This is a genomic window from Duganella sp. GW821-FHT01E12, from assembly GCF_059422325.1.
Genome location: NZ_JBWKWR010000004.1, coordinates 246,841 through 273,036, shown reverse-complemented (window position 1 = coordinate 273,036; position 26,196 = coordinate 246,841). Strand labels below are relative to the sequence as shown.

Sequence of the window (26,196 nt, the reverse complement as noted above, 5' to 3'; positions counted from 1 at the left end):
GCAAGCCGGCGGGCTTACTGCTTGACCTCCTCGGCCACCGGCTGCGCCACCCGCAGCGGCGGGCCGCCGTGCACCTGGGCGTGCAGGCGGAAGCCTTCGCGGATGTTCTCGCGCAGCACCGCGCCCTTCCACGGCTTGGTGTAGAAGCGGTCGATGGCGCCGTGGTTGATGGCGGCCATGATGGGCGTCAGGTCGGCGTAGGCCGACAGCATGATGCGGAAGGTGTCCGGCGCCAGGTTCTTGACCCGCTCCATGAACTCGGTGCCGCTCATCAAGGGCATGCACTGGTCGCACAGGATCACCTGCACCCGGTTCTGCGCCAGCACGTCGAAGCCCTCGGCCGCGGTCTGCGCGGTCAGGATGCGGTAGCCGTCCTGCGACAGGAAGTCGGTCAGCACGTCGAGCATGAAGGCGTCGTCGTCGACGATCAGCAGGGTCTGCTGCTCGACCACGCTTTCCTCTGCCGGCGTCTGCAGGAAGCGGCCCTCGCGCAGCATCTGCTCGAAGTCGTCCTCCGGCAGCGGGCGGCTGAAGTAATAGCCCTGCATCTCGTCGCAGCCGTGGCGGCGCAGATAGGCCAGTTGCGCATCCTTCTCCACGCCCTCGGCGATCACCTCCAGCTTCATGCTGTGCGCCATGTTGATGATGGCCAGCACGATGGCGGCGTCGTCCGGATTGCTGGTCACCTCGCGCACGAAGGCGATGTCGATCTTGAGCTTGTCGATCGGGAAGCGCTTCAGGTAGGCCAGCGAGGAATAGCCGGTGCCGAAGTCGTCGATCGAGATCTGGATGCCCAGCGCCTTGAGGTTCTGCAGCACCGTGATGGTCTCTTCGGCGTTGGACATCAGCGAGCTCTCGGTCAGCTCCAGCTCCAGCAGCTCGGGCGCGATGTCGTGCTTCTTGATCGCCTTGAGCACCTCCTCCTCCAGCCCGCCGACGAAGAACTGGATGCCCGAGACGTTGACCGACAAATGCACCGCGCCCACGCCCGACTTGCCCCACAGCGCGATCTTGCGGCAGGCCTCGTGCAGCACCCAGGTGCCGACCCGCACGATCAGCCCGGTCTCCTCGAGGATGGGGATGAACAGCGCCGGCGACACCATGCCATGGCCGGGCCGCTTCCAGCGGATCAGCGCCTCGGCGCCGCTGATGCGGCCGGTGCCGATGTGGACCTTGGGCTGGAAGTGCAGCACGAACTCCTCGTTGTCGATGGCGCGCCGCAGCGCGTTCTCCAGGTCCAGCCGCGCCAGCGACTGCGCGTTCATCTCGGCGGTGAAGAAGCGGAAGGCGTCGCGCCCGGCCTCCTTGGCGCGGTACATGGCGGTGTCGGCGTACTGGATCAGCGTGTCCGGGTCGGCGCCGTCGTCCGGGTAGACCGCGATGCCGATGCTGGCCGTGACGGTCACCTCGTGGCCCTTCAGGTCGAACGGCCGGCGCATCGATTCGCGGATCTTGTCGACCACGGCGATGGCGTTCTGCGCGCCCTCGGGCAGCATCAGGATGGCGGCGAACTCGTCGCCGCCGAAGCGGCCGATGGTGTCGCGCACCCGCAGGCAGTCCACCAGCCGGCTGGAGAACTGCCGCAGCAGCTCGTCGCCGATGGTGTGGCCCAGCGTGTCGTTGACGTTCTTGAAGCGGTCGACGTCGAGGAACAGCACCGCCAGCGACCACTTGTGATCGTTGGCCTGGCGCAGCGAGTGGCTCAGCGAGTCGTAGAACTGGCTGCGGTTGGGCAGGCCGGTCAGCGTGTCGAAGTGGGCCAGCTTGAGCAGGCGCTGCTCGGCCTCCTTGCGCTCGGTGATGTCGCGCGCCACCGCCACCAGTATCCAGCTGGGCCCGGAGCGCAGCGTGCGCCGTTGCACCTCCACCGACAGCGGCGAGCCGTCCTTGCGGTACAGCAGCAGCTCGGTCATGGCGCCGCTCTGGTCGCCGGCCAGCAGTTTTTCGTACAGCTCCTCCAGCCGGTTCAGCTCTTCCTCGGGCGGCTTGCCGGGGCCGACCTTGAGGAAGTCCTCGCGCTCGTAGCCCAGCATGCGGCAGGCGGTGACGTTGACGTCGACAAAGCACATGCCGGCGCGGTCGACCAGGAAGATGGCGTCGGCGGTGGCGTCCATCGCCAGGCGGAAGCGGCGCAGGTCCTCGTCCAGGCGGATGCGGGCGTTCATGTCCAGCGTCAGCTGCGCGTGGTGGCGCTTGATCTCCTCGTACAGCAGCAGGTTTTCATAGGCCACCGAAATCTGCGCCGCCACCGTGGCGGCCACCCGCTCGTCGACCTCGGAAAAGCCGTCCGCGCCCAGCTTGTCGACCAGGTAGAGCCAGCCGTGGATGCGCTCGCGCGAGGCGATCGGCACGCCCAGGAAGGAGTGCACCGGCGGATGGCTGGCCGGCAGGCCGATGCTGGCCGGGTCGCCGTTGAGGTCGTTGATGCGGCAGGCCTGGCGCTGGTCCAGCAGGCCGCGCAGCACGCCGGCGCGCGGCGCCAGCGCGATCTGCCGGGCCGGCACGCCGGCGCCGCAGCTGGCGAAGTACGACAGCTCGTCCGCGCCCGGCTCCAGCACGCCGATGCAGGCGTACTTGGACACGCAGATGTTCTGCGCCACACGGCAGCCGATCTCCACCAGCGCGCCCGGATCGCGCTCGGCGCCCAGCTCGATGCCCAGCTCGATCAGCGCGGTCAGCCGCAGGCTCACCGCCTGCAGGCTGGAGAGCGAGCTGGTGAGGCGCTGCGTCATGCGCGTCAGGTTTTCCGGCGCCGGCTCCTCGTTTTCCTGGGCGAACTTGGACAGCAGCTGGCTGCTCGATTCGAGCTCGCCCAGGTATTCGGCCACCTTGTCGTCGATGTTGTGGAAGCGCCCTTCCTGCGGCGGCTCCGGCGCGAACGACGGCAGCGTCTCGTCCTCGGCCACCTCGGCCAGGCCCAGCGCCTCGTGCACGGTGCGCAGGATGACTTCCGGATCGGAAGGCTTGGGCAGCACCCAGCGCACGCCGCACGACTGCGCCACCGCCATCGCCTCGCGCTCGCGGTAGGTGGCGGTGTAGAAGATCACCGGCACGTCGGCCGTGTTCGGATCGCTGTGCAGGCGGGTGACGAATTCGTAGCCGTCCATATTAGGCATCAGGATGTCGGAGATCACCAGGTCCGGCTTCTCGGCCTGCACCATGGTCAGGCCCTCGGCGCCGTTGGCGGCCTCCAGCAGCCGGTGGCCGCCGTAGCCCAGCAGGGTCATCAGGAACTCGCGGTTCAGCACGTGGTCGTCCACGATCAGGATGGTGGCGGTGTCGCTTTTAGCCGGGGGCGACACCTCCCCGCGCAAGAAAGACTCGATCTGGGTCACGAAAGTATCGGGCTCGACGGGCTTGCCGATGTAGCCGTCGAAGCCGGCCTCCAGCAATTTTTCGCGGTCGCCCGTCATCGCCAGCGCGGTCACGGCCAGCGTCGGGATGTGGCGCAGCGCCGGGTCGGCCTTGAGCGCGGCCACCACGCCGTAGCCGTCCAGCTTGGGCAGGTGGACGTCGCAGATGATCAGGTCCGGCACCTGCTGCCGCGCCGCCGCCACGCCGGCCTCGCCGTCGCTGGCCGACAGCGGCTCGTAGCCGAAGGCGCGCAACAGGTACACCATCAACTCCATGTTGGTGGCATTGTCTTCTATGATCAGGATGCGTGCCGACACGTTGAGCTCCCCTTCGTCATCGTTCCAGCGGCAGCGCCAGGGTGAAACAACTCCCGGCGCCCGATGTGCTGTCAAATAAAATCTCGCCGTGCAGCATGGCCGCCAGGCGCTGGCTCAGGTGCAAGCCCAGTCCGGTTCCCTCCAGCTCCCGCACCCTGCCGGCCTCCAGCTGCGAGAAGGCCTGGAACAGCGTGGCCCGGTCCTCCTCGGCGATGCCGATGCCGGTGTCGCTGATGCTGATCAGGGCGCAGGGGCGCTCATGCAGCGTGCCCCGGTCCAGCCGCACCGTGACCGCGCCCTGGTCGGTGAACTTGAGCGCGTTGTGGAGCAAATTCATCAGTATTTGTTGCAGCGCGCGGCGGTCGGCCATCACCACCAGCTCGTCCGGCACGCCGACCACCTCCAGCGCCAGCCCCTTGTGCTGGGCCTGCGGCTTAAACAGCAACAACACTTCGTCGACCAGCTGGCGGCACGGCAGCGGCACCAGCTCAAGCTTGAGGCTGCCGGTCTCGATCTGTGTCAGTTCCAGCAAGTCGTTGATCAAGGATAACAGATGACGGGCGCTGTGTTGCACCGTGCGCAGTTGTTTTTCCTGATCGTCATTAATGGGACCCGGCAACTTCATCAACATAGTACCCGTAAAACCGATGATCGCGTTCAACGGCGTGCGCAATTCATGCGACATGCCGTTCAGGAAGCGGTCCTTGGCCGCGTTGGCGCGCGCCAGCTCGGCGTTCTTTTCCTGCAGCGAGCGCTCGATCCGCTTGCGCTCGCTGGTGTCGCGGATCGCGCTCATCACCAGCGTGCCCTCCTCCGTGGCGATCGGGCTCAGGCTGATCTCGACCGGGAATTCCATGCCGTCGCTGCGCAGGCCGTACAGCTCGCGGCCGCCGCCCATGGGGCGCACCACCGGCTGCCGATGAAAGCCCTGCCGGTGCTGCACGTGGCCATGGCGGAAGCGCGCCGGCATCAGCTGCTCCAGCGCCATGCCGCGCATGGCGCCGCGCGGGTAGCCGAACAGCGCTTCGGCCTGCTCGTTGACCAGCACCACCCGGCCGCCGGCGTTGGCCAGGATGATGGCGTCCGGCAGCGACTCCAGCAGGCCGCCGAAGCGCGCCTGCACCAGCTTGGCGTCGCGCAGCACCTTGAGCGCGGTAACGTCTTTTTTGGTCCACAAAATGTATTCGGGCCGGCCTTCGGCGTCGCGCAGCAGCTTGGACGAGCTGTCGATGTACACCAGCGTGCCGTCCTTGGCGTGGCGCATCGATTCGTAGTTGGAGGCGCCGCTGCGCAGCGTCTCGCGCACCACGTCGCCTTCGTCCTCGGCCAGGCCGGTGGGCACGATCAGGTCGGCCAGGCGGCATCCCACCGCCTCGTCGCTGCTGTAGCCGAACATCGCCTGCGCGCCGTTGGTCCAACAGATGACGTCGCCGTCCAGCGAAGTCAGCACGACGGCGTCCGGCGTTTCATTGAGGATCAGCGTGCCGAAGTCGATAGCCATTTGTCGCCTTGTAGTCTGCCGTTACATGACAATAAACATACAGTAAGCAGCAACGCCAAAATTCACACAAAATCACAAACGGGCGGCGGCAACGATTTCGTCCATCGCACAACGCAGGATGGCGGGATGGCGGCCCAGCGCCACATGGCCGACCGCCCCGAACTCCAGGTTGCGCGCGCCCGGCAAGGCGCCGGAATCCTGCGGCGCCACGATGTTGTCATGGACAGAGTAGATGGAGCTGAACAGGCCGCGTTGCAAATTCGCCTCAGACGCGGCCAGCGCCGCCAGCCACTCGCTGCGGTAGCGCATCTGCACCGCGTTGCCGCCCGGCCCCAGGTGGGCCAGCGCGGTGCCGTGGTGCGGCGTGCCCAGCGTGACGATGCGCGCCACCGCGTCCGCGCCGTAGCGGCGCAGCCAGGCGCGCGCCACCAGCCCGCCCATGCTGTGGCCGACGATGATCACTTGCGTGCTGCCAGTCTCCGCGCGCAGCCGTTCGATGGCGGCCTGCACCTGCGGCGCGTAGGCGTCGATCGAGGCGCCCGGCGGCTCCAGGTCGATGCCGTAGTGGCTGATGCCGGCCCGCGCCAGCCGCGCGCTCAGCGGCCGCCAGTAGCCGCTGTTGCAGGCGTAGCCGTGGATCAGCAGCACCGGCAGGCCGCGCGCCCGCGGCTGCAACTGCAGGCCGAGCGGACGCAGCATGTCGTAGCTGGAGGCCAGCATCGAGGCGCGGAATTCGTGCAGGAACAGGCCGGCGGCGCGCGCCGGGTTGAGCGCGTGCGCGGCCGGCGTGGCCGCGCCCTTGCCCGCGCGCGAACTGAGCAGGAAGTTGTTGACCGACAGCGCCATCCGCACCAGCAGCACGCAGGCCAGGCCGAGCGCGCCGTAGGCCAGCGCCGTCAGCGGCGCGTTCAGCGGCGCCTCCCAGGCCGGCCGCCACACCAGATGCAAGCCGGCCGCCAGCGCCAGCGCGGCGCCGGCCTGCACCACCAGCAGCAGGATAATCCAGCGTTTGATCATGCCGCCATCATACCCCGGACTGGCCGGTCAGGTGCGCACCGGCCGCGCCGCCGGCTTGCCGGTCAGCTGCTGCGCCAGGCCGCTGGCCAGGCGCGCCACGATGCCGTAGATCGACAGCTGCGGATTGGCGCCGATCGAGGTCGGGAACAGCGAGCCGTCGTGCACCGACAGGTTGGCCAGGCCGTGGTAGCGGCCGTCTGCGCCGGCCACGCCCTGGCGCGCGTCGTCGGACATGGTGCAGCCGCCCATCACGTGGGCCGACACCACCCGCGTGGCCAGCAGCTTGAGCGGCAGCGCGGCGATGCCGGCCCGGGCCTGCGCCCAGCTGGTGTAGCGCGGCGCCGACTCGTGCACCGGCGACACGTCCCTGGCGCCGGCCGCGAACTGGATCTCGGCCATGGTCAGCAGCGCGCGGCGCGCGCCGTCCCAGATGAAGTCGCTGATCGGATAGTCCAGCACCGGCGCGCCGGCGCCGTCCAGCGCCACGCTGCCGCCGGGCGCGCCGGCGTGGAAGCCGTCGCGCAGCAGCGCCAGGATCACCTGCTTGTGCGGGAACTGCGCCATCTCGGCCGCGTGCTGCGTGCCGAAGCCGGCCATCGTGGTGGCCAGCAGCAGCGGATGCAGCGGCGGCACTTCCAGCTTGTAACCCATAGCGCCGTCGATCGGCGCGTTGTGCAGGAAGTGGTCGGAGTACACGGTCTGCGGCGCGCCGGCGTAGCCGTCCACGCGCTGCGCGAAGCTGCCGGCCGAGATCACCACCGGATGCAAGAAGGTGCGCTTGCCCAGCAGGCCGTGCGGATCGGGCGCGCCCGAGCGCAGCAGCAGCGCCGGCGAATTGATGGCGCCGCCGGCCACGATGTAGTGGCGCGCCCGCAGCGTGAGGCGGCGCCCGGTCGGCGCGTGGCCGCCGGCGTCCAGCGCCACGCAGTCGAGCTGCACCACCTTGTCGCCCTGGATGACGAGGCGCTCGGCGCGCGCGCGCGTGAGCAGCGTGGCGCCCTGCGTCAGCGCCGACGGGATGGTGGTGACCAGCATCGACTGCTTGGCGTTGGTCGGACAGCCCATGCCGCAGTAGCCCAGGTTCCAGCAGCCGTTGACGTTGCGCCGTATCAGCCCGGTCGGGATGCCCAGCTTGGCCGCGCCGCGCCGCAGCAGGTCGTTGTTCTCGTTGGGCGCGGCCGGCCAGTCGGTGATGTTGAGGCGCTGCTCCATCATGCCGAACCACGGCGCCAGCTGCTCCGGCGTGTAGTCCTTTAAACCATACTGTTTATTCCAATACGCCAGCGTGATGTCGGGCGTGCGGAAGCTGCTGGTCCAGTTGACGGTGGTGGTGCCGCCCACGGTGCGCCCCTGCAGGATGTTGATGCCCTTGTCGTGCGTCTTGCGCGCGGCCGATTCCTGGTACAGCTGCGGATAGGCCTCGGCCTCCTTCATGTTGAAGTCGGACGAGGAGCGCAGCGCGCCCTCCTCGACGATCAGCACGCGCAGGCCCGACAGCGCCAGGATCTCGGCGCTGACGCCGCCGCCGGCGCCGCTGCCGACGATGACCACGTCGGCCTCCAGCGTCAGGTCGGCGTCCAGCCGCGCACAGTCGGTCACGCGCCAGCCGGCGGCCAGGCCGGCCTGGATCGGATCGGGAATCGGCCCCTTGGCGGCGGCGATGGGGATATTCGTGTTGCTCATTTCTGCAGCTCCTTCAGCGGGCCGGGATAGCCGATGCCGGCCCAGGTCGACGGCTCCGCGTACCACGAGCCGAGGATCAGATCATGCAGCGCCAAATAGGCCGTCTGCAGCATGCCGAGGCGGTGATGGCGCCAGTTCTCCAGGAAGGCGGCTACCTCCTGCGGCGCGGCCTCGCGCCAGCTGCCGGACACGCCGGCCAGCCAGCGCCGCGCGGGCGCCAGCGCCAGCAGGCCGAACAGGTCCTGCACTTCCTTTTGGGTGGCCAGCGGCAGGCCGTGGATGGCGGCCAGCGTGCGCGCGGCGGCGCCGTCCAGCGCGGCCCGGCGCGCGGCCGCGTCGGCCGGCAGCACCGGCCCCAGCATCGCCGGCAGGATGGCGGCCAGCACCGCGCCGGCCTCGCCGTCGAGGGCGAACGGCTGCGGCGGCGCGGGCGCATGGGTCAGGCGATAGGCGGCGCCGCCGGCTGCGAGCAATAGCGCGCCGGCCGCGCCGATCTTGAGGAAAGATCTGCGGGTGGTCATGTCTCCGTCCGTCTGGTTTTTTTAATCCAGCTAGTGTACGTGAACGGGCGCGCAAGCTTGTCCGCAAAAAATAGAGTCCGCCGTCTACTTGCCCGCCAGGTAGGCGTCGGTGGCCTTGACCAGCATGGCCTTCTCGGCCAGCTTGAAGCGCGCCACTTCCATGCCGCGCGCCAGGTTGGGCTGCAGCTCGGCCGGCACCTTGCCCTTGATCCACGCCTCCAGCTGCTCCGGCGGCAGCGCGCGCCAGAACATCTCCGGGCTGTACTGGGCCAGTATCATCGGGCCGAACGGCTGGTGCGGCGCGATCAGGCGCTCGACGTTCTGCGTGAACAAGGACCAGGCCAGCTGCGGATGCTCGTCGCCCAGCACGCCCACCAAGGTGATGCGCGCCATGTCGGCCTGCTTGGGGATCTCGTCCGACAGCGCGATCGCGGCGGCCTGCGCGGCCAGCACCGGATCGCGCACGCGCATCAGCGCCGTGTAGTAGCGGCGCAACTCCGTCTCGTTCTTGGCCGAGCGGGCGACCGCGTGCAGCTGTTCGAATTCGGCCGGGGTGGCGTGCTGGGCCACGATGGCCAGCACCATCATCTGGTCGTCGGCGGAGACAGCCTTGCGGTCGGCCACGAAGGCGGCGAAGCGCTTGCGCGCCTCGGCCAGCACCTCCGGATCGCCCCAGCCGCCCAGGTCGGCAAGCAGCGAGCGGCGCAGCTTTTGCATGCCCGGCGTTTCGTCCGCGCGCGCGTCCCAGCCCAGCTTGACCGACAGCGGCTTGACGACGGAGCGCGCATACGCTGCGAAGGCGGCGTGGCCGGCGCTGCCGCGCTCGGCGGTTTCAATGGTGTCGAGCGCGCCGGTGATCTGCTCCCAGGCGCGCTGGTTGGGCGTGCCGCCCATGGCCGAGGCCAGCGCCAGGTAGTTGGCCAGCGGCTGCGCGCCGGCGCCCACCAGCGCCCACTGGTCGTCCAGCAGCGCGATGCGGTCGGCTTCCGGCACGCTGGCGAAGGACTGGATGATCTGGGTCAGCGTGAAGTCGTCGTAGGCCACGCGGAAGTAGCCGACCGCGCCGGCGTTGATGCTCAGCGCCTCATCGCAGCGGCCGGCGGACTCGCTCTGCTGGTCGCCGTCGAACAGCACCGGCTTGGGCGCGCCGCTGCCGCTGCGCACCTGCAACGGCACCGGCCAGCGGCCCTTGCCGCTGCCCAGCCCCTGCAACAGGAAGCGCTGCTGCGTCAGGCCGATCATGCGGTTGCCGAAGATGTCGCAGCTGGTCGTGACCGACACCAGCGGGAAGCCCGGCTGCGAGGTCCAGGCGCGCGCGATCCCGCTGACCGGGCCGGCGCCGGCGCCATCCAGCGCCTGCCACAGGTCGCCGCTGGCGGTGTTGGAATACGCATGCGTCTTCATGTAGTTGCGGATGCCGTTGCGGAAGATGTCGGCGCCCATGTGCGCCTCCAGCATGCGCAGCACGGCCTGGCCCTTGCTGTAGGTGATGGCCGGGTCGAACGCGCTGGTGGCCTGTTCCTCGTTGGTCACGTGCTGCAGGATGGCGTGCGAGGCGGCGCGCGCGTCGGCGCTCATCGCGCCTTCCTTGCTCTCGTCCTGGTGCTCCCACCAGCGCCAGCCCGGATTGCGCAGGTCGGTCTGGCGGGCCGCCATCCACGAGGCGAAGCTTTCGTTGAGCCACAGCTCGTCCCACCAGCCCATCGTGACCAGGTCGCCGAACCACTGGTGCGCCATCTCGTGCGCCTGGATGCTGTAGACGCTCTGGCGGTTGCCCATGGTGCTGGACGGGGTGATCAGCAGGGCCTGGTCGTTGTAGGTGATCGCGCCCCAGTTCTCCATGGCGCCGTTGAAGCCGCCGGGCACGGCGATCGAATCGAGCTTGGGCAGCGGGTAGCGCACGCCGAAGTAATCGTTGTAGTCGGCCAGGATCTGCTGGGCGTTGGCCAGCGCCTGCTGACCGCCCTGCTCCTGGCCCTTGACGGCGACCACGCGCAACTGCGTGCCGCCGCTCTCGGCCGCGATGTGCGCCAGGTCACCGCCGGAGAATTCGACCAGGTAGGACGGCATCTTCGGCGTGGGCGCGAAGCGGGTGGTGGCCAGCTCGCCCTGGACGCTGCGCTCGCTCTCGGGCATGTTGGAATACACCGCCCACCTGGCCGGCGCCGTCACGCTGAGCTTGAACACGGCGCGGAAGGCCGGCTCGTCCCAGCAGGGGAACATGCGGCGGGCGTCGGTGGCCTCGAACTGGGTGGTCAGCATCGCGTCCCTGGCGCCGGTCGGCGTCACGTACTCCTGCAGGAACAGGCCGCGCGGTTCCTTTTCGATCCTGCCGCTGTAGGCAAAGCTGAGCGTGTGGCGGCCGCGCGCTGCCGGGCGGGCCAGCTTGATCGTGGTCAGCTGGGCCTTGTTGTCCGACACCACGGAACGCACCGGCTTGCCGTCCAACAGCACTTTGCTCAGGGTCTGGTTCAGCGAGTTGAACTGGATGACGGCGCTGGCGGCCTTGAAGTCCAGCACGATGCTCTCGGTGCCGGCCACGGTGTGGGTGGCGGTATCGGGCGTGAGCGCGATGGTGTATTCCAGCGGCACCACGTTTTTCGGCAAGCGCCCCGGTGCGGTGGCGAAATCGAACACCGGCGACGCTGGCTGCGCCCAGGCCGACGGTACGGGAAAAGCCAAAGCCAACGCCAAGCACAACAGGCCGCGAGTATGCATGTACATCTCCTGACAGGTGGGAAAGTTCCGGTGTTGAATTAACAAGCATGGAACTATAACACCGTCGAAGGCGGTTCTATTTATTGCGCCTGCCCACCATGTGGCGGGCGATGCCGCGCAAGATGTTGACCTCCTCTTTTTCCAGCTGGGCGCGGGCGAACATGCGCTTGAGGCGCGGCATCAGCTTGCGCGGATTGCCGGCGTCGAGGAAGCCGATCTCCACCAGCGACTGCTCCAGGTGCTGGTACATGCCCTCGATCTGCGCCAGGCTGGCCGCCTCGCCCTGGAAGCCGATCTCGTTGGCGTCGCCGGCGGGCTGGCGCGTGTTCATCGACGGCGGCGCGCCGTCCAGCGCCGCCATCCGGCATTCATAGGCCAGCACCTGCGCCGCCTGCGACAAGTTCAGCGACGAGTACTCCGGGTTGGCCGGAATGTTGATCAGGACATTACACTTTTCGACGATGTCGTTCGGCAGGCCGAAGCGCTCGTTGCCGAAGATCAGCGCGGCGTGCAGCTCGGGCTGGGCCGCCAGCTGCCCGGCCACCTCGCGCGGCGTGAGCACCGGCGGCGAGTACTCGCGCAGCCGGGCCGAGACGGCGGCGGCGAAGTTGATGCCGTCCAGCGCCTCGGCCATGCTGCCGACCACCCGCGCGCCGGCCAGGATGTCGCCGGCGCCGCTGGCGAAGGCCACCGCCTCGGGGTCGGCCAACGCGTTGTCGAAGCGGGGCGTGACCAGCACCAGGTCGCTGAAACCCATGGTTTTCATGGCCCGCGCCACGGCCCCGATATTGCCCGCGCGGCTGGTCTCGACCAGAATAAATCGCAGCTGTTTGAAAAGATTCGTATTGATTTCGGGCAGGTTCATTTAAAATAGCGCTATTGCGCGGTATCGATACACAAATTCCCCGGGATTTTACCCTGTCGCCGCCGCTCCGCTCTTTAATTCACTCTTGTACACTTTCGTGCTGCCGGGCAGGCTGAGGCCCCCGGTGGGCGTTAGCGTTCTTTTAACGGAAAAGCTTACATGCACCCAATGCTCAACACGGCGATCAAAGCCGCCCGCCGCGCCGCCGCCGTCATCAACCGCGCGTCGTTCGACCTCGACCGCGTCATCGTCACCGAGAAAAACCACAAGGACTTCGTCACCGACGTCGACCAGGCGGCCGAACAGGCCATCATCGAGGTGCTGTCCAAAGCTTATCCCGACCACGCCTTCCTGTGCGAAGAGTCGGGCCCGTCCAAGAACGCCAACGACGAGACTGAATTCACCTGGATCATCGACCCGCTCGATGGCACCACCAACTTCATGCACGGCTTCCCGCAGTACTCGATCTCGATCGCGCTGTCGCAGCGCGGCGTGATCACCCAGGCCGTGATCTACGACCCGGTGCGCAACGACCTGTTCACCGCCACCAAGGGCGCCGGCGCCTACCTGAACGACAAGCGCATCCGCGTGACCAAGCTCGACCGCATCGCCAACGCCCTGCTGTCGACCGGCTACGTGGCCGGCAACGCCAAGGCGCTGGACGAATACCTGAAGATGTACGGCATCATGGCCGAACGCTGCCACGGCGTGCGCCGCCCGGGCAGCGCCGCGCTGGACCTGGCCTACGTGGCCGCCGGCCGCCTGGACGGCTTCTATGAAAAAGGCCTGAAGCCCTGGGACATCGCGGCCGGCGCGCTGATGGTGACCGAGTCGGGCGGCATCGTCGGCGAATTCAGCGGCGAATCCGATTACCTGTACAAGGGCGACATCATCGCCGCCAGCCCGAAGATCTTCGGCCAGATGGTCGGCCTGCTGGCCCAGTTCGGCGAGCAGCCGAAAGCCTGAGCAATAAAAAAATAGAATGTTTGTTACAAAAAAAGGGAGCGTATGCTCCCTTTTCTATTTCAATTAGGAAATAATTTACGGCGGTAGCTGTTATACTCAGGCCTGCGGCACTCTGACCAGTCCTTTAGCCGCAGTGTCATCCACTCCGATTGCCTGCGACTGGCGCCTAGAAAGCGACAGGCCGATCTTAACAAAAAGTCATCATGTCATTCTCTACCCTCGGTTTGTCCGACGCTATCGTCCGCGCTGTTACCGAAGCCGGCTACACCACGCCCACCCCGATCCAGCAGCAGGCCATCCCTGCCGTGCTGAACGGCGGCGACCTGCTGGCAGGCGCACAAACCGGCACCGGCAAGACCGCCGGTTTCACCCTGCCCATCCTGCACCGCCTGTCGACCGACGCCAAGGGCGCGGCGATCACCAGCAACACCACGGCCCGCCCGATCCGCGCCCTGATCCTGACCCCGACCCGCGAACTGGCGGCCCAGGTCGAGGAAAGCGTGCGCATCTACGGCAAGTACACCAAGCTCAACTCCACCGTGATCTTCGGCGGCGTCGGCATCAACCCGCAGATCAAGCAGCTCAAGCACGGCGTCGACATCCTGGTCGCCACCCCGGGCCGCCTGCTGGACCACATGGAACAGCGCACCGTCAACCTGTCGCAGGTGGAAATCCTGATCCTCGACGAAGCCGACCGCATGCTGGACATGGGCTTCATCCGCGACATCAAGAAGGTGCTGGCGGCCTTGCCGCCCAAGCGCCAGAACCTGCTGTTCTCGGCCACCTTCTCGGACGAGATCAAGGCGCTGGCCGACGGCCTGCTGAACAAGCCGGCCATGATCGAAGTGGCGCGCCGCAATTCGGCGGTGGAAGTGATCGCCCAGATGATCCACCCGGTCGACCGCGACAAGAAGCATCCGATGCTGTCGCACCTGATCAAGACCAACGACTGGCACCAGGTGCTGGTGTTCACCCGCACCAAGCACGGCGCCAACAAGCTGGTCGAACAGCTGGGCGGCGACGGCATCGGCGCCATGGCCATCCACGGCAACAAGAGCCAGTCGGCGCGCACCAAGGCGCTGTCCGAGTTCAAGGACAACAAGCTGCAAGTGCTGGTGGCCACCGACATCGCCGCGCGCGGCATCGACATCGACCAGCTGCCGCACGTGGTCAACTACGACCTGCCGAACATCCCTGAAGACTATGTGCACCGCATCGGCCGCACCGGCCGCGCCGGCGCCACCGGCGAGGCCGTGTCGCTGGTCTGCGTGGACGAGCACGAGATGCTGAAGGATATCGAAAAGCTCATCAAGCAAACCCTGCCGCGCGCGGTGATCCCTGGCTTCGAGCCGGACCTGAACGCGCGTCCGCAGCCGGTGCAGCTGCGTAGCGGCGGCCCTGGCCATCGCAACGGCGGCGGCGGCCGCAACGGTGGCGGCCAGGCGCGCGCCAAGACCGGTGGCGGTGGCGGTGGCGGCAACAAGCCACGCGCACCGGGCAGCGGCGGCGGCAACGGCGGTGGTCCACGCACCGGCACCAGCGCGCCGCGCTCGGCGGCCCAGCACCGCTCCGGCGGCCGCGGCCGATAAGCAGTGCCCCAAACCACCTTCGGGTGGTTTTTTTTACCCCGGTAAGGCGGGGTCAGACCCCGTACGGGGTCTGACCCCAGGCAGATCGCCGTGCGGGGTGGCGGCGCGCCGCACCAACAGCATTTGCGGTTACGATAACGGCTTCTCTCCCGGAGTCCGCCATGCCCAAATTCGCCGCCAACCTGTCCATGCTGTTCAACGAAGCGCCCTTCCTGGAGCGCTTCGCGCTGGCCCGCGCGGCCGGCTTCGACGGCGTCGAATTCCTGTTCCCCTACGCCTACGAGGCGCGCCAGCTGGCCGAGCGCCTGCGCCGCCACCAGTTGACCTTGGCGCTGTTCAACCTGCCCTGCGGCGACTGGAACGCGGGCGACCGCGGCATGGCCTGCGATCCGCGCCGCCAGGACGAGTTCCGCGCCGGCGTGCGCAGCGCGCTGGAGTACGCGGCCGAACTGGGCGCGACCCAGCTGCACTGCATGGCCGGCAAGACCCCGCCCGGCCTGGCGCCGGAGCGCGCCCACGCCACCTACGTCGACAGCCTGCGCTGGGCCGCAGCCGAGCTGGCGCCGCACGGCATCAACCTGCTGATCGAACCGATCAACCACTACGACATGCCGGGCTACTTCCTCAACCGCAGCCGCCAGGCGCTGGACATCATCGCCGAGGCCGGCAGCCCCAACCTGTTTCTGCAATACGACATCTACCACATGCAGCGCATGGAGGGCGAACTGTGCAACACGATCCGCGCCAATCTGCCGATGATCAAGCACATGCAGATCGCCGACACCCCCGGCCGCCACGAACCGGGCACGGGCGAGATCAACTACCGCCACCTGTTCCGCTTCATCGACGAGATCGGCTACGACGGCTGGCTGGGCTGCGAATACCTGCCGGCCGGCGACACCGCCGCCGGCCTGGGCTGGCGCCAGGCGCTGACCAGCTGATCTGCGCATTCGCAATACGGCAATGTTCACGCAAGGCAACAATAGCCTCACACTTTGCGGAGCGACCATGAAACTGACCCGTGCAATCCTGATCCTCACCTGGCTGGCCGTGCTGGGCGGCTGCGCCAGCAGCAGCCCGCGCATGGCGGAAGTGCGCGCCTTCGCCGCCCAGTCGCCCAAGCTGGGCGCCTACCACGAGCTGACCGAGCGCTACCGCACCACCTACCAGCGCGAACAACCCTTCCTGAGCGCCGCCGCCGACCAGCGCGAGCGCCAGCTCGACCAGCAGCGCCAGGCGTCCAGCGAGGACTTCGCCCGGCTGCAAACCGGCGTGCAGGCGTATATGCAGGCGCTGGGCCGGCTGGCCGGCGACAGCCAGTACGACCTGGAAGACCAGGTCAAGTCCATGAGCGGCGGCATCAAGGCCTGGCCCGAGCACGGCATCGACGAGCGCCACGTCAACGCCTACGCCGGCCTGGCGCGGCTGGTCGCGCGCGCGCTGACGCGGCCGGCGCAGGACAGCGCGGTGCAGGAACTGCTGCGCGACGGCCACCAGGCGATGCAGGAACTGCTGGGCGCCATGCGCACGCTGCTGCGCCTGTACGACAAGAGCAGCGACAACGAGCAGAAGATCGTGCTCGGCATGCTGGAGACGGAACTGCCCTTCGTCGACACGCGGCGCGACCGCCTGCTGCTGGCGCTGGCCAGGTCGCAGCAGCACGACAAGCAGGTGGAATACCGGCTGGTCGGCCAGCGCAATACCCAGGCCCAGCAGACCCTGGCCGCCATCGAACAGAGCCACCGCGCGCTGTTCACCCAGATCCCGCAGCAATAAGGAGTTCGCCATGGCAGATCAGCACGATATCGAAGCGCTGGCCGACAGCCTGTCCGACAGCGCCGACGCCCTGCACGCCCAGCTGATGCGGGCGCTGCGCAAGCCGGCGCCGGGCGGCGGCGCGCCGGCCATGTCGCAGGGCACGGCGCAGGCGCTGTTCGAGAACGAGGTGCTGCTGCGCCAGCGCGCCAACAGCCTCTACCTGGACAGCGCGCGGCTGGCCGCCGCCGGCCTGGGCGGCGCGCAGCAGCAATTGCTGGAGCTGGCCGCGCGCGCCCGCGACGCCATCGCCCGCATCGACCGCGTCAAGGACATGGTCGACCTGAGCGCCGAGCTGCTGACGCTGGGCGCGGCCATCGCCGCCGGCAAGCCCGAGCGCCTGGCCGCGCCGCTGGAAAAACTCAAGCACCATCTGCAGGCCTTGGCCGCGCCGGGCTGACGCCGCCGAACAAAATCGCGCCACGCCGGTCCAACGCCGTAAGGAGTGTGCGGCATGAACGGACTCGACGACATTGAATGGGCGGCCCTGCGCGAGCGGCTGGAACGGGCGCGCGCCGCCCTGCTCAGCCAGCTGGCGGACGACCTCGACCGCAGCGCCGACGTGCGCGCGCCGCCGCCGCACGAGGCCGAGGCGTCGCCGGCCGACAACGCCAGCCAGCGCACCCTCAACGCGCTGGTGCACGAGGCGGCCGAGCACACGGCGCGCCAGCTGCACATCGTGCGCCGCGCGCTGGCCAAGTTCGACGACCACAGTTATGGCCTGTGCGAACGGTGCGGCGAACGGATCGGCTACTCGCGGCTGAACGCGCGGCCGGAAGCGCGGCTGTGCATCGCATGCCAGACGCGGCTGGAACAACCCCGCCGCTGAGTACAGCCGCCGAGCACAGCCGCCGCGTTCGGCCGCCGCGCTCAGCCCGCCTCTTGCCAGGGTTGGTTGCGGATCTTGGCCACCTGCCGCTGCGCCAGCAGGCGCCACAGCTGCAGCGCGTCGGCCTGCGCCAGCGCGGTCATCACGCGCGGGCCGGCCAGCGCGATCTCGCAATCGCGATCCGACCATTCGGCAAAGCGCACGCCGCCGCCGGTGGTCACTTCGACTTCATACATCAAGCCGTCGTCATAACCGAAACGCAGCACCGCGCTGCCGGGACCGCCGTCGGGCGCGCCGCCCTTGCCGCTGTAGACGTCGGCCAGGGCCGCCGCCATCTGGGCCTCGGACGGCGCCGGTACATCGCGGCCGTCCGGACGAGTAAGCATTACCCATGCGTGTGCCATTGCCGCATCCCCCTATCACAACGCGTTAGTCCGACGGCTGCCAGGTTTTTTTATTGTAGCGACTATCAGACCCAAATGGCCGTCGCCGCAACCATAGTCTCCGATAAGCAACAACACAGCGCAAGCCCGCCGGCGCCTGCCGCCGAAAAAAAACCGGAGCGTGCAAGCTACACGACTAGCGAGGCCGTATAATCGATTCGGGTATTCCGATATGCACCAGCTATCATTTCGCAAGGCGCCCATGCACGCAGCCCCGCACACGCACGATGTCCCGTCCAAGCCGGACCTGCCGTTCCAGCACGCGCTGGAACAGGCGCTGGCGCAGGACCAGCTGCGCCTGCTGTACCAGCCGCTGGTGGATCTGCAGCGCGGCGCCGTGGTCAGCCTGGAGGCGCTGGTGCGCTGGCAGCATCCGGATCAAGGCTTGCTGGCGGCCCACGCCTTCCTGCCGCAGGCCGACGCCGCCGGCATGACGGCCGCCGTCGGCCTGTGGGTGTTGCGGCGCGCCTGCGGCGACCTGCAGGCCTGGCGGCGCGGCGGCCAGATCGACCTGCGGGTGGCGATCAACGTCTCGCCCAGCCAGTTCCGCGATCCCGGCTTCGGCGCCGCGGTGGCGGCCATGCTGGACGAATACGCCATCACGCCCGAGGCGCTGACGCTGGAAATCACCGAGGCCGCGCTGACCGAGGCCGGCGCCGGCTGCGACGACGTGCTGGCCGGCTTCAAGTCGCGCGGCCTGACGCTGACGCTGGACGACTTCGGCACCGGCCACGGCTCGCTCAGCAGCCTGAAGCGCTACCCCTTCGACGCCATCAAGATCGACGCCGACTTCATCCGCAACGTGGTCAACGACAGCCACGACGCCGCCATGGCCAAGAGCATCATCGCCATGGGCCACAACCTGGGCATGAAGGTGGTGGCCGAGGGGGTGGAGACGGAGAGCCAGTGCGACTTCCTGCGCCGCAATATGTGCGACCAGATCCAGGGCTATTTCTTCGCGCCGCCGCTGGACTCGGCCGAGCTGCACCAGCTGCTGGCCAGCGGGCGCGCGCTGCCGGCCCACCTGCTGCGCATGCACCGGCCGCCGCGCCGGCTGCTGCTGGTGGACGACGAGCCCAACATCCTGGCCGCGCTCAAGCGTCTGCTGCGCGCCGACCAGTACCAGATCTTCACCGCCGGCGACGGCCCGCAGGGCCTGGCGCTGCTGGCCCAGCAGCCGGTCGACGTGATCGTCTCCGACCAGCGCATGCCCGGCATGCTGGGCGCGGACTTCCTGCGCAAGGCGCGCGAGCTCACGCCCGACACCATCCGCATCATGTTGTCCGGCTACACCGAGCTGCAATCGGTGACCGACGCCGTCAACGAAGGGGCGATCTACAAATTCCTCACCAAGCCGTGGGAGGACGAGCAGCTGCGCGGCCACATCGCCGAAGCCTTCCGCGTCAAGGAAATCGCCGACGACAACCAGCGCCTGAACCTGGAGGTGCGCAGCGCCAACCAGGAGCTGGCCGCCGCCAACCGCCGCATGGAACAGCTGCTGCTGGAAAAGCAGCGCCAGATCAGCCGCGACGAGATCAGCCTGAGCGTGGCGCGCGAACTGCTGCAGCACCTGCCGCTGCCGGTGATCGGCATGGACGACAGCGGCATGATCGCCTTCATCAACGGCGCCGCCTCCGGCCTGTTCCGCCACAGCGGCGGCCTGCTGGGCAACGAGGCCAGCGCCGTGCTGCCCGAACTTTTTCCGGCCGAGTCCGCCGGCGGCCTGCCGCCCCGCCACCTGGCCGACATCGACGGCCAGCGCTACGCCGTGATGTGCTACCCGATGGGCGAGCACTCGGCCTCGCGCGGCAGCCTGATCACACTGAGCACCGTGGAGGCCGACAGATGAGCAACACCCCCACCCCCAATGAAATCGACCTGCAGCAGGCGGCCGAGGGCATGGTCCTGGCCGCCGCCCTGCTCGACGCCCACGGCGGCGTGCTGCTGCCGCAGGACGCCACGCTGACCGCCGCCACGCTGACCTCGCTGCGCCGGCGCGGCATCGAGCGCTGCGTGGTCTGGTCCGCGGCCGAGCCGGCCGATCCGGCCGCGCTGGCGCGGGCCCGCGCGCAGCAGCTGGCGCGGCTCGAGCGCCTGTTCCGCCACAGCGCCGGCAGCGACGGCGGCGCCGTGCTGCTGGCGCAGCTGCGCGCCTACCGCGAAGGACCGCAACCATGAACGCCGACGACGTCATCAAGGCCGTGCGCGACCTGCCGTCGCTGCCGGCGGTGGTCAACGAACTGCTGGCCACGATGAACCAGGACGACATCGACACCCACGCGCTGGCGGCCAAGATCACGCTCGACCAGGCGCTCACCGCCAAGACGCTGCGGCTGGCCAACTCCTCGTTCTACGGCATGCCGGCCAAGGTCACCTCGATCCAGCAGGCGGTGTCGGTGCTGGGCTTCCACGCCATCCGCACGCTGGTGACGGCCTGCTCGGTGACCGACAGCTTCAAGCCCGCGCCCGGCAACCAGTTCGACTTTCCGGCCTTCTGGCGCCACTCGATCGCCAGCGCCGTGTGCGCGCGCGTGCTGGCGCCGCATGTGCGGCTCAACCCGGACACCGCCTTCACCGCCGGCCTGCTGCACGACCTGGGCACGCTGGTGCTGGCCACCCGCTTCCCGGACGACTACCGCCGCGTGCACGCCCACCGCCGCCAGCACGACTGTCCGGCCGCGCCGGCCCAGATGGCGGTGTTCGGCATCGACCACGCCAGCGTCGGCAGCGCGCTGGCCCGGCACTGGAAATTCCCGGCGCCCATCCAGGCCGCCGTGGCCGACCACCACCGCGCCGCCGACGCCGGGCCGGCCACGCTGTCGACCGTGATCTACGTGGCCAACATCCTGGCCCACGCGCTCGACCTGTCGGGCCAGGAGGACGACCAGGTGCCGCCGCTGTCGCTGGCCGCCTGGCAGTCGCTGGGCCTGAACGAGGCCGCCTGGGCCGGCGTGTTCGCCGAGACCGAACAGCTGTTCGAAACCATGTGCCAGATGCTGACCCCATGACCGCCGCCGCCCCTTCCGCCCCCGCCGCCGCCAACGCCGCGTCCGCCGACCTCGCCGTACACGACAGCATCGCGCTCTCCGAGTTCTTCGACGGCCATCCGGTGGCCACCTTCGCCATCGACACCCGGCACGTGATCACGCACTGGAACCGCGCCTGCGAACACCTGCTGGGCTGGAGCAAGCAGGCCATGGTCGGCACCAGCAACCACTGGCAAGCCTTCTATCCCAAGCCGCGCCCGGTGCTGGCCGACCTGATCGTGGCCGGCGACGACCGCCTGCTGGAGCTGCACTACCCCGGCAAATACCAGGCCTCGTCGCTGATCCCGGGCGCCTACGAGGCCGAGGACTTCTTCCCCAACATCGGCGCCAGCGGCCACTGGCTGCACTTCACGGCGGCGCCGCTGCGCGACCACCAGGGCCGCATCGTCGGCGCCATCGAGACGCTGCGCGACGTCACCGAGCGGCGCGTGGCCGAGAACGCGCTGCGGCGCGCGCACGACAACCTGGAGCACGTGGTCGAGAAGCGCACCGCCCAGCTGGCCGACATGAACGAGCAGCTGCAGGAGGACATCCGCCAGCGCCACCTGGCCGAGGCCGAACTGCGGCGCAGCAACCTGGAGTTGACCGAGCTGAACGACCAGCTGTCGCGCGCCCAGCAGCAGCTGGTGCAGGCCGACAAGCTGGCCTCGATCGGCCAGCTGGCGGCCGGCGTGGCGCACGAGATCAACAACCCGATCGGCTACATCTTCTCCAACTTCACCACCCTGCAAACCTATCTGGACCAGCTGTTCGAGATGCTCGAGGCCTATCAGCAGGCCGAGCCCGCCATCGGCGACCCCGCCGCCGCCGCCGCCCTGCGCGCGCGCCGCGAGCAGATCGACATCGACTTCCTGCGCCAGGACATTCCCTCGCTGATGGCCGAGTCGCGCGAGGGCATCGTGCGGGTGCGCCACATCGTCCAGGACCTGAAGGACTTCTCGCGGGTCGACGCCAACCAGGACTGGGTGTGGGCCAATCTGCACCGCGGCATCGACTCCACCCTGAACATCGTCGGCAACGAGGTCAAGTACAAGGCCGACGTGGTCAAGGAATACGGCGACATCCCCGACATCCAGTGCCTGCCGCTGCAGATCAACCAGGTGGTGATGAACCTGGTGGTCAACGCCGCCCACGCCATCGGCGAGCAGCGCGGGCGCATCACGGTGCGCACCGGCACCGACGGCCAGCAGGTGTGGATCGACGTGGCCGACAACGGCAGCGGCATCGCGCCGGACACGCTGTCGCGCATCTTCGACCCCTTCTTCACCACCAAGGCGGTCGGCAAGGGCACCGGGCTGGGGCTGTCGCTGGCCTACGGCATCGTGCAAAAGCACGGCGGCCACATCGATGTCGAAACCGAGCTGGGCAAGGGCACCCGCTTCCGCGTCTACCTGCCTATCCACCAGCCCGAGGCCATCGCCGGGGAGGCGCCATGAACACCGCGCTGGCGCCGGCGCCGGCCGCGGTCGCCACGCTGCTGTGCGTGGACGACGAGCCCAACATCCTGTCCTCGCTGCGCCGCCTGTTCCGGCCGGCCGGCTACCGGGTGCTGCTGGCCGAGAGCGGCGCGCTGGGCCTGGAGGTGCTGGAGAAGGAACAGGTCGACCTGGTGATCTCCGACATGCGCATGCCGGAAATGAACGGCGCCCAGTTCCTGGCCCAGGTGCGCGCGCGCTGGCCCGACACCGTGCGCCTGCTGCTGACCGGCTACTCCGACATCCAGTCCATCCAGGACGCCATCAACTGCGGCGAGATCTACCGCTACATCACCAAGCCGTGGGAAGACGGCGACATGCTGCTGGTGGTGCGCCACGCGCTGGAGCGGCGCCAGCTGGAGCAGGAGAAGCAGCGGCTGGAGGCGCTGACGCTGCGCCAGAACGAGGAGCTCAAGACGCTCAACCAGAGCCTGGAGGCCAAGGTCGAGGCGCGCACGCGCCAGCTGCGGGCCGAGCACGAGGCCACCGCGGCCGCCAACAACAAGCTCAAGCGGAACTTCGTCACCACCATCAAGATCTTCTCCAGCATGATCGAGCTGCGCGCGCACAACCAGCCCGGCCACGCGCGCCTGGTGGCCGAGCTGGCGCGCCAGCTGGCCGTGCGGCTGGAGCTGGACGCGCGCGAGACCCAGGAAATCTTCATCGCCGCGCTGCTGCACGACATCGGCAAGATCGGCTTTTCCGACGAGCTGCTGCAAACCCCGCTGACCCAGCTCAAAGGCGAGTCGCTGGGCCTGTTCCGCAAGCATCCGCAGCGCGCCGCCGAGCTCTTGATGCCGCTGGAGGACCTGCGCGGCAGCGCCGCCATCCTGCGCGGCCAGCTCGAACGCTTCGACGGCAACGGCTTCCCGGAAGGCCTGGCCGGCCTGGCCATCCCGCTGGGCGCGCGCATCCTGGCGCTGGCGGCCGACTACTACAACCTGCAGCAGGGCGCGATGGTGCAGCGCCATCTGCGGCCGGAGGAGGCCAAGTCGCTGATCCTCGACGCCAGCGGCAAGCGCTACGACCCCAACGTGGTGGCGGCCTTCCGCCAGATCGTCGACGGCACCGCCGACGCCGGCGCCGGGGTCGAGGTGCTGTCGGGCGAGCTGTTGCCGGGCATGGTGCTGGCGCGCGACCTGATCAGCCGCGACGGCCTGATGCTGCTGTCGGTCGACCACGTGCTGGACGCGCGCATGATCCAGCAGGTGCAGGACTTCGAGACCAAGAGCGGCGCGCGGCTGGCGATCTGGGTGCGCAATCCCAAGGGGGAAGCATGAGCAAGATCCTGCTGGTGGACGACGAGGTCAATGTGCTCAACGCGCTGCAGCGCGCGCTGCTGCAGATGCTGCGCGACGCGCCGCCGCAGATCGAGACCTGCACCGATCCCTACGAGGCGCTCAAGCGCATCTGCTACTGCGACTTCGACCTGGTGATCTGCGACTACCACATGCCGCAGATGACCGGCGGCGAGCTGCTGCAGGCGCTCAAGGACGTGGCGCCGGACACGGTGCGCATCATGCTCAGCGCCTCGACCGAGTACAACACCGTGCTCAGCGCGATCAACCAGGCGCAGGCGTTCCGCTTCATGAGCAAGCCCTGGGACGCGGCCGAACTGGAGCAGAACGTGCGGCTGGCGCTGGCGCAGCGGGCCGCGCCGCCCACGCCGCAGGAGCTGGAGGCGCGGCGGCTGGAGGCCGAGGAACCGGGCCTGCTGGACGTCAAGCGCGACGACGACGGCGCCGTCATCCTGTAGCCGGCGCAGCCTGCGCCGGTTGCGCCGGCTGCACCGGCAGATGCACGGTGAAGCGCGTGCCCTTGCCCACCACCGAGGCCACCTCGATGCGGCCGCCGTGGCGGTTGACGATGCCGTACGACAGCGACAAGCCCAGCCCGGTGCCGCTGCCGACCGGCTTGGTGGTGAAGAAGGGCTCGAAGATGCGGTGCAGGTTTTCCGGCGCGATGCCGCAGCCGTTGTCGCCCACCTCGATCCACACCCAGCCGTCGGCCGCGCCGGTGCGGATCGTGATCACGCCCTGCTCGCGCAGCGCGTGGGCGGCGTTGACCAGCAGGTTCATGAACACCTGGTTCAGCTGCGAGGCCAGGCAGGTGACCGGCGGCAGCACGCCATAGTGCTTCTCGACCTTGGCCTTGTACTTGATCTCGTTGGCGACGATGTTGAGCGTGCTGTCCAGGCCGTGGTGCAGGTCGGCCACCTGCCACTCGGTCTCGCCCACGTGGGAGAAATCCTTGAGCGCCTGCACGATGTCCTTGACCCGCTTGAGGCCGTCCATCGACTCGCGCACCAGGTCGGTCACGTCCTCCTTGAGGAACTCCAGGTCGGCCTGCTGGCGCAGCGTGGCCAGCTGGGCCGCCAGCGCCGGGTGCGGCGCGGCCGCCTGCTCGTAGCGCTCGATCACGCCCAGCAGGGTGCCGACATAGTTCTTCAGCGAACCCATGTTGGAGTTGACGAAGCCCACCGGGTTGTTGATCTCGTGCGCGATGCCGGCCGCCAGCTGGCCGATCGAGGCCATTTTTTCCGACTGCAGCAGCTGCTCGTGGGCGTTGCGCAGCTCGCCGATCAGCGCCTGCTGCTCGACGCCCTTGGCCTGCAGCGCCTCCTCCATGCGCTTGCGCTCGGTGATGTCGGTCAGCGAGCCGATCACCTCCAGCGGCACGCCGTGCTCGTCGCGGATCAGGCGCAGCGTGTCGTGCATCCACAGGTAGCTGCCGTCGCTGACGCGGAAGCGGTACTCGTAGGCGCGCTGGCCCTCGCTGAACACCAGCGCCAGGCTGGAGAAGATGTTGGGAGCGTCGTCGGGATGGATGTGGTCGAACCAGAAGTTGGGGTCGGCCACCATCTGCTCGGGCCGGTAGCCCAGCACGTTGTAGGCGTTGTTGCTGACGAAGGTCATCTTGAAATCGCCGCTGGGCACGGTGCAGTAGATGATGGCCGGCGTGTTGTCGACCAGGTACTGCAGGCGCACCAGCGGGGACGCCGCCTCGGCCACCGGCGCGGCACGGGGCGCGGCGGTGTCGGAAGAAAAATCGAACTCTTCGAATTGCATATTGATAGCCTCGCGACAGCGTCTGACCTGCGCAGTTCGCGCAGGCGGACGACAGGCATCAACGTGCGCGGCTAGTCTTGATTATGCCCTAGTTCCGGCGCGGAAGGTGTTCAGTGCGACCAGTGTGGCGCCCAGTCGAAAGACGGCTCGGGCGGCGGCGGCGGCGGCGACATCCACGCGCGCGGATCGACCCGGTAGTATTTGAGGAATTCGGCGAACAGCTCGGCGTGGTGCTCGGCCATCTGGTAGGGTTTTTCGAAAAAGGTCTCGGTGGCGACGGCGAAGAATTCGGCCGGGTTGGTGGCGCCGTAGTGGTCCATCACGCTGTGCTGGCGGTACATGGCGCTGTGGCGCAGCTGCTGGAAATCGCGCTCCAGCACTGCCGACCATTCGCGATAGCTGGCCGGGTTGCCGAGGTAGGGAGCGCCGTTGGCGCGGCCCGATTCGCTGTCGAGCTGGTGGGCGAATTCGTGCAGCACGATGTTGTGGCCATCCGTCCAGTCGCCCGCGCCACGCCGCACGTCGTCCCACGACAGGATCACGCGGCCGTCGTCCCAGGATTCGCCCAGCATGCTCTGGTGCCCGGGCGTGACCACCCCGCCCGGCCCGAGCTCGGCGCGGCGCGCCACGAAGGCGCCGGGGTAGACCAGGATGGTGTGCAGCGCCGGATACACCTTGCTGGGCCGGTTCAGCAGCAGCAGGCAGGCCTGGCCGGCGATGGTCACGGCCATCTCGTCGGTGACCTCCAGCCCTTCGCAGCCGATGAATTTTTTCTGGTGCAGGAACTGCACCACCAGGCGCTGCAACTGCTGCCGCAGGCCGGCGTCCATGCGCAGGTAGACCGGGATGTTGCGTTGCAGGACGGCCACCGCCTCGGCCGGCAACGGCTGCGCCAGCACCCGGCGCAGGCGCCAGCGCGGGTAGTAGAAAGGCAGCGCTATCAGCAGCGCCGTCAGGCCGATCCAGGTCAAAGCTTCCATGTGCAGCG

At 68.5% G+C, this 26,196-nt stretch carries 22 protein-coding genes; 12 read left to right on the top strand and 10 right to left on the bottom strand.

Annotated features, from left to right (window positions below):
- Positions 1-14: 14 nt before the first annotated feature.
- The 7 genes from AC07WS_RS14475 to AC07WS_RS14445 form a co-directional block, all read right to left on the bottom strand.
- On the bottom strand, positions 15-3,671 hold the full coding sequence (locus AC07WS_RS14475; protein WP_494729756.1) for an EAL domain-containing protein: 3,657 nt from the start codon (positions 3,669-3,671) through the stop codon (positions 15-17).
- 16 nt (positions 3,672-3,687) lie between these two features.
- A complete protein-coding gene (locus tag AC07WS_RS14470; RefSeq protein ID WP_494729755.1) occupies positions 3,688-5,172 on the bottom strand; it encodes a PAS domain-containing sensor histidine kinase in 1,485 nt (494 codons plus the stop codon).
- A gap of 72 nt (positions 5,173-5,244) precedes the next feature.
- Positions 5,245-6,189, bottom strand: a complete 945-nt coding sequence (locus tag AC07WS_RS14465; RefSeq protein WP_494729754.1) for an esterase/lipase family protein — start codon at positions 6,187-6,189, stop codon at positions 5,245-5,247.
- 27 nt (positions 6,190-6,216) lie between these two features.
- Positions 6,217-7,872: a GMC family oxidoreductase gene (locus AC07WS_RS14460; RefSeq protein ID WP_494729753.1), complete on the bottom strand. Its 1,656-nt coding sequence runs from the start codon at positions 7,870-7,872 to the stop codon at positions 6,217-6,219.
- Positions 7,869-8,393: a twin-arginine translocation signal domain-containing protein gene (locus AC07WS_RS14455; protein ID WP_494729752.1), complete on the bottom strand. Its 525-nt coding sequence runs from the start codon at positions 8,391-8,393 to the stop codon at positions 7,869-7,871. Before AC07WS_RS14455 ends, AC07WS_RS14460 begins: the two co-directional genes overlap by 4 nt.
- 84 nt (positions 8,394-8,477) lie before the next feature.
- Complete coding sequence (locus tag AC07WS_RS14450; RefSeq protein WP_494729751.1) at positions 8,478-11,111, bottom strand: M1 family metallopeptidase; 2,634 nt, start codon at positions 11,109-11,111, stop codon at positions 8,478-8,480.
- Positions 11,112-11,187: 76 nt separating this feature from the next.
- On the bottom strand, positions 11,188-11,976 hold the full coding sequence (locus tag AC07WS_RS14445) for an RNA methyltransferase (RefSeq protein ID WP_494729750.1): 789 nt from the start codon (positions 11,974-11,976) through the stop codon (positions 11,188-11,190).
- Positions 11,977-12,144: 168 nt separating this feature from the next.
- Here AC07WS_RS14445 and AC07WS_RS14440 point away from each other — a divergent pair, with 168 nt between their 5' ends.
- The 6 genes from AC07WS_RS14440 to AC07WS_RS14415 all read left to right on the top strand — a co-directional run bounded on the left by AC07WS_RS14440 (position 12,145) and on the right by AC07WS_RS14415 (position 17,175).
- Positions 12,145-12,942 (top strand): inositol monophosphatase family protein, encoded by a 798-nt coding sequence (locus AC07WS_RS14440; RefSeq protein WP_117009671.1) that lies wholly within the window; start codon positions 12,145-12,147, stop codon positions 12,940-12,942.
- Positions 12,943-13,145: 203 nt separating this feature from the next.
- Positions 13,146-14,531 (top strand): DEAD/DEAH box helicase, encoded by a 1,386-nt coding sequence (locus AC07WS_RS14435; RefSeq protein ID WP_494729749.1) that lies wholly within the window; start codon positions 13,146-13,148, stop codon positions 14,529-14,531.
- 161 nt (positions 14,532-14,692) lie between these two features.
- On the top strand, positions 14,693-15,472 hold the full coding sequence (gene otnI, locus AC07WS_RS14430; RefSeq protein WP_494729748.1) for a 2-oxo-tetronate isomerase: 780 nt from the start codon (positions 14,693-14,695) through the stop codon (positions 15,470-15,472).
- Between the two features lie 67 nt (positions 15,473-15,539).
- The gene (locus tag AC07WS_RS14425) at positions 15,540-16,307 is read left to right on the top strand and encodes a hypothetical protein (RefSeq protein ID WP_494729747.1); all 768 of its coding nucleotides are present in this window, start codon (positions 15,540-15,542) and stop codon (positions 16,305-16,307) included.
- 10 nt (positions 16,308-16,317) lie between these two features.
- The gene (locus tag AC07WS_RS14420; RefSeq protein WP_494729746.1) at positions 16,318-16,746 is read left to right on the top strand and encodes a hypothetical protein; all 429 of its coding nucleotides are present in this window, start codon (positions 16,318-16,320) and stop codon (positions 16,744-16,746) included.
- A gap of 54 nt (positions 16,747-16,800) precedes the next feature.
- Positions 16,801-17,175, top strand: a complete 375-nt coding sequence (locus AC07WS_RS14415; RefSeq protein ID WP_494729745.1) for a TraR/DksA family transcriptional regulator — start codon at positions 16,801-16,803, stop codon at positions 17,173-17,175.
- 41 nt (positions 17,176-17,216) lie between these two features.
- Here AC07WS_RS14415 and AC07WS_RS14410 read toward each other — a convergent pair whose 3' ends face one another.
- Complete coding sequence (locus AC07WS_RS14410) at positions 17,217-17,579, bottom strand: hypothetical protein (protein WP_494729744.1); 363 nt, start codon at positions 17,577-17,579, stop codon at positions 17,217-17,219.
- Between the two features lie 241 nt (positions 17,580-17,820).
- Here AC07WS_RS14410 and AC07WS_RS14405 point away from each other — a divergent pair, with 241 nt between their 5' ends.
- The 6 genes from AC07WS_RS14405 to AC07WS_RS14380 are packed head-to-tail and all read left to right on the top strand — an operon-like array spanning position 17,821 to position 23,896.
- A complete protein-coding gene (locus AC07WS_RS14405; RefSeq protein WP_494729743.1) occupies positions 17,821-19,467 on the top strand; it encodes an EAL domain-containing protein in 1,647 nt (548 codons plus the stop codon).
- Positions 19,464-19,796 (top strand): hypothetical protein, encoded by a 333-nt coding sequence (locus AC07WS_RS14400; protein WP_494729742.1) that lies wholly within the window; start codon positions 19,464-19,466, stop codon positions 19,794-19,796. Before AC07WS_RS14405 ends, AC07WS_RS14400 begins: the two co-directional genes overlap by 4 nt.
- A complete protein-coding gene (locus AC07WS_RS14395) occupies positions 19,793-20,626 on the top strand; it encodes an HDOD domain-containing protein (protein ID WP_494729741.1) in 834 nt (277 codons plus the stop codon). The genes AC07WS_RS14400 and AC07WS_RS14395 overlap by 4 nt, the downstream gene beginning before the upstream one ends.
- Positions 20,623-22,101, top strand: coding sequence for an ATP-binding protein (locus AC07WS_RS14390; RefSeq protein ID WP_494729740.1), 1,479 nt, complete (start codon positions 20,623-20,625; stop codon positions 22,099-22,101). Before AC07WS_RS14395 ends, AC07WS_RS14390 begins: the two co-directional genes overlap by 4 nt.
- A complete protein-coding gene (gene nosR / locus AC07WS_RS14385; RefSeq protein ID WP_494729739.1) occupies positions 22,098-23,420 on the top strand; it encodes a response regulator c-di-GMP phosphodiesterase, NosR family in 1,323 nt (440 codons plus the stop codon). Before AC07WS_RS14390 ends, nosR begins: the two co-directional genes overlap by 4 nt.
- Complete coding sequence (locus AC07WS_RS14380; protein ID WP_494729738.1) at positions 23,417-23,896, top strand: response regulator; 480 nt, start codon at positions 23,417-23,419, stop codon at positions 23,894-23,896. Before nosR ends, AC07WS_RS14380 begins: the two co-directional genes overlap by 4 nt.
- Here AC07WS_RS14380 and AC07WS_RS14375 read toward each other — a convergent pair.
- Together AC07WS_RS14375 and AC07WS_RS14370 are read right to left on the bottom strand one after the other, a co-directional pair.
- The gene (locus AC07WS_RS14375) at positions 23,886-25,208 is read right to left on the bottom strand and encodes an ATP-binding protein (RefSeq protein ID WP_494729737.1); all 1,323 of its coding nucleotides are present in this window, start codon (positions 25,206-25,208) and stop codon (positions 23,886-23,888) included. The two genes, AC07WS_RS14380 and AC07WS_RS14375, sit on opposite strands and share 11 nt — an antisense overlap.
- Positions 25,209-25,318: 110 nt before the next feature.
- Positions 25,319-26,188, bottom strand: a complete 870-nt coding sequence (locus AC07WS_RS14370) for a M90 family metallopeptidase (protein WP_494729736.1) — start codon at positions 26,186-26,188, stop codon at positions 25,319-25,321.
- Positions 26,189-26,196 lie beyond the last annotated feature (8 nt).

Excerpts from the sequence above, each read along its gene's own strand:
- AC07WS_RS14445 (WP_494729750.1), bottom strand. The coding sequence starts at position 11,976 with ATGAACCTGCCCGAAATCAATACGAATCTTTTCAAACAGCTGCGATTT.
- nosR (WP_494729739.1), top strand. The coding sequence starts at position 22,098 with ATGAACACCGCGCTGGCGCCGGCGCCGGCCGCGGTCGCCACGCTGCTG.
- AC07WS_RS14400 (WP_494729742.1), top strand. The coding sequence starts at position 19,464 with ATGAGCAACACCCCCACCCCCAATGAAATCGACCTGCAGCAGGCGGCC.
- AC07WS_RS14470 (WP_494729755.1), bottom strand. The coding sequence starts at position 5,172 with ATGGCTATCGACTTCGGCACGCTGATCCTCAATGAAACGCCGGACGCC.
- AC07WS_RS14370 (WP_494729736.1), bottom strand. The coding sequence starts at position 26,188 with ATGGAAGCTTTGACCTGGATCGGCCTGACGGCGCTGCTGATAGCGCTG.
- AC07WS_RS14380 (WP_494729738.1), top strand. The coding sequence starts at position 23,417 with ATGAGCAAGATCCTGCTGGTGGACGACGAGGTCAATGTGCTCAACGCG.
- AC07WS_RS14460 (WP_494729753.1), bottom strand. The coding sequence starts at position 7,872 with ATGAGCAACACGAATATCCCCATCGCCGCCGCCAAGGGGCCGATTCCC.
- AC07WS_RS14410 (WP_494729744.1), bottom strand. The coding sequence starts at position 17,579 with ATGGCACACGCATGGGTAATGCTTACTCGTCCGGACGGCCGCGATGTA.
- AC07WS_RS14415 (WP_494729745.1), top strand. The coding sequence starts at position 16,801 with ATGAACGGACTCGACGACATTGAATGGGCGGCCCTGCGCGAGCGGCTG.
- AC07WS_RS14455 (WP_494729752.1), bottom strand. The coding sequence starts at position 8,393 with ATGACCACCCGCAGATCTTTCCTCAAGATCGGCGCGGCCGGCGCGCTA.
- AC07WS_RS14420 (WP_494729746.1), top strand. The coding sequence starts at position 16,318 with ATGGCAGATCAGCACGATATCGAAGCGCTGGCCGACAGCCTGTCCGAC.
- AC07WS_RS14395 (WP_494729741.1), top strand. The coding sequence starts at position 19,793 with ATGAACGCCGACGACGTCATCAAGGCCGTGCGCGACCTGCCGTCGCTG.
- AC07WS_RS14450 (WP_494729751.1), bottom strand. The coding sequence starts at position 11,111 with ATGCATACTCGCGGCCTGTTGTGCTTGGCGTTGGCTTTGGCTTTTCCC.
- AC07WS_RS14435 (WP_494729749.1), top strand. The coding sequence starts at position 13,146 with ATGTCATTCTCTACCCTCGGTTTGTCCGACGCTATCGTCCGCGCTGTT.
- AC07WS_RS14375 (WP_494729737.1), bottom strand. The coding sequence starts at position 25,208 with ATGCAATTCGAAGAGTTCGATTTTTCTTCCGACACCGCCGCGCCCCGT.
- AC07WS_RS14425 (WP_494729747.1), top strand. The coding sequence starts at position 15,540 with ATGAAACTGACCCGTGCAATCCTGATCCTCACCTGGCTGGCCGTGCTG.
- AC07WS_RS14465 (WP_494729754.1), bottom strand. The coding sequence starts at position 6,189 with ATGATCAAACGCTGGATTATCCTGCTGCTGGTGGTGCAGGCCGGCGCC.
- AC07WS_RS14390 (WP_494729740.1), top strand. The coding sequence starts at position 20,623 with ATGACCGCCGCCGCCCCTTCCGCCCCCGCCGCCGCCAACGCCGCGTCC.
- otnI (WP_494729748.1), top strand. The coding sequence starts at position 14,693 with ATGCCCAAATTCGCCGCCAACCTGTCCATGCTGTTCAACGAAGCGCCC.
- AC07WS_RS14440 (WP_117009671.1), top strand. The coding sequence starts at position 12,145 with ATGCTCAACACGGCGATCAAAGCCGCCCGCCGCGCCGCCGCCGTCATC.
- AC07WS_RS14405 (WP_494729743.1), top strand. The coding sequence starts at position 17,821 with ATGCACGCAGCCCCGCACACGCACGATGTCCCGTCCAAGCCGGACCTG.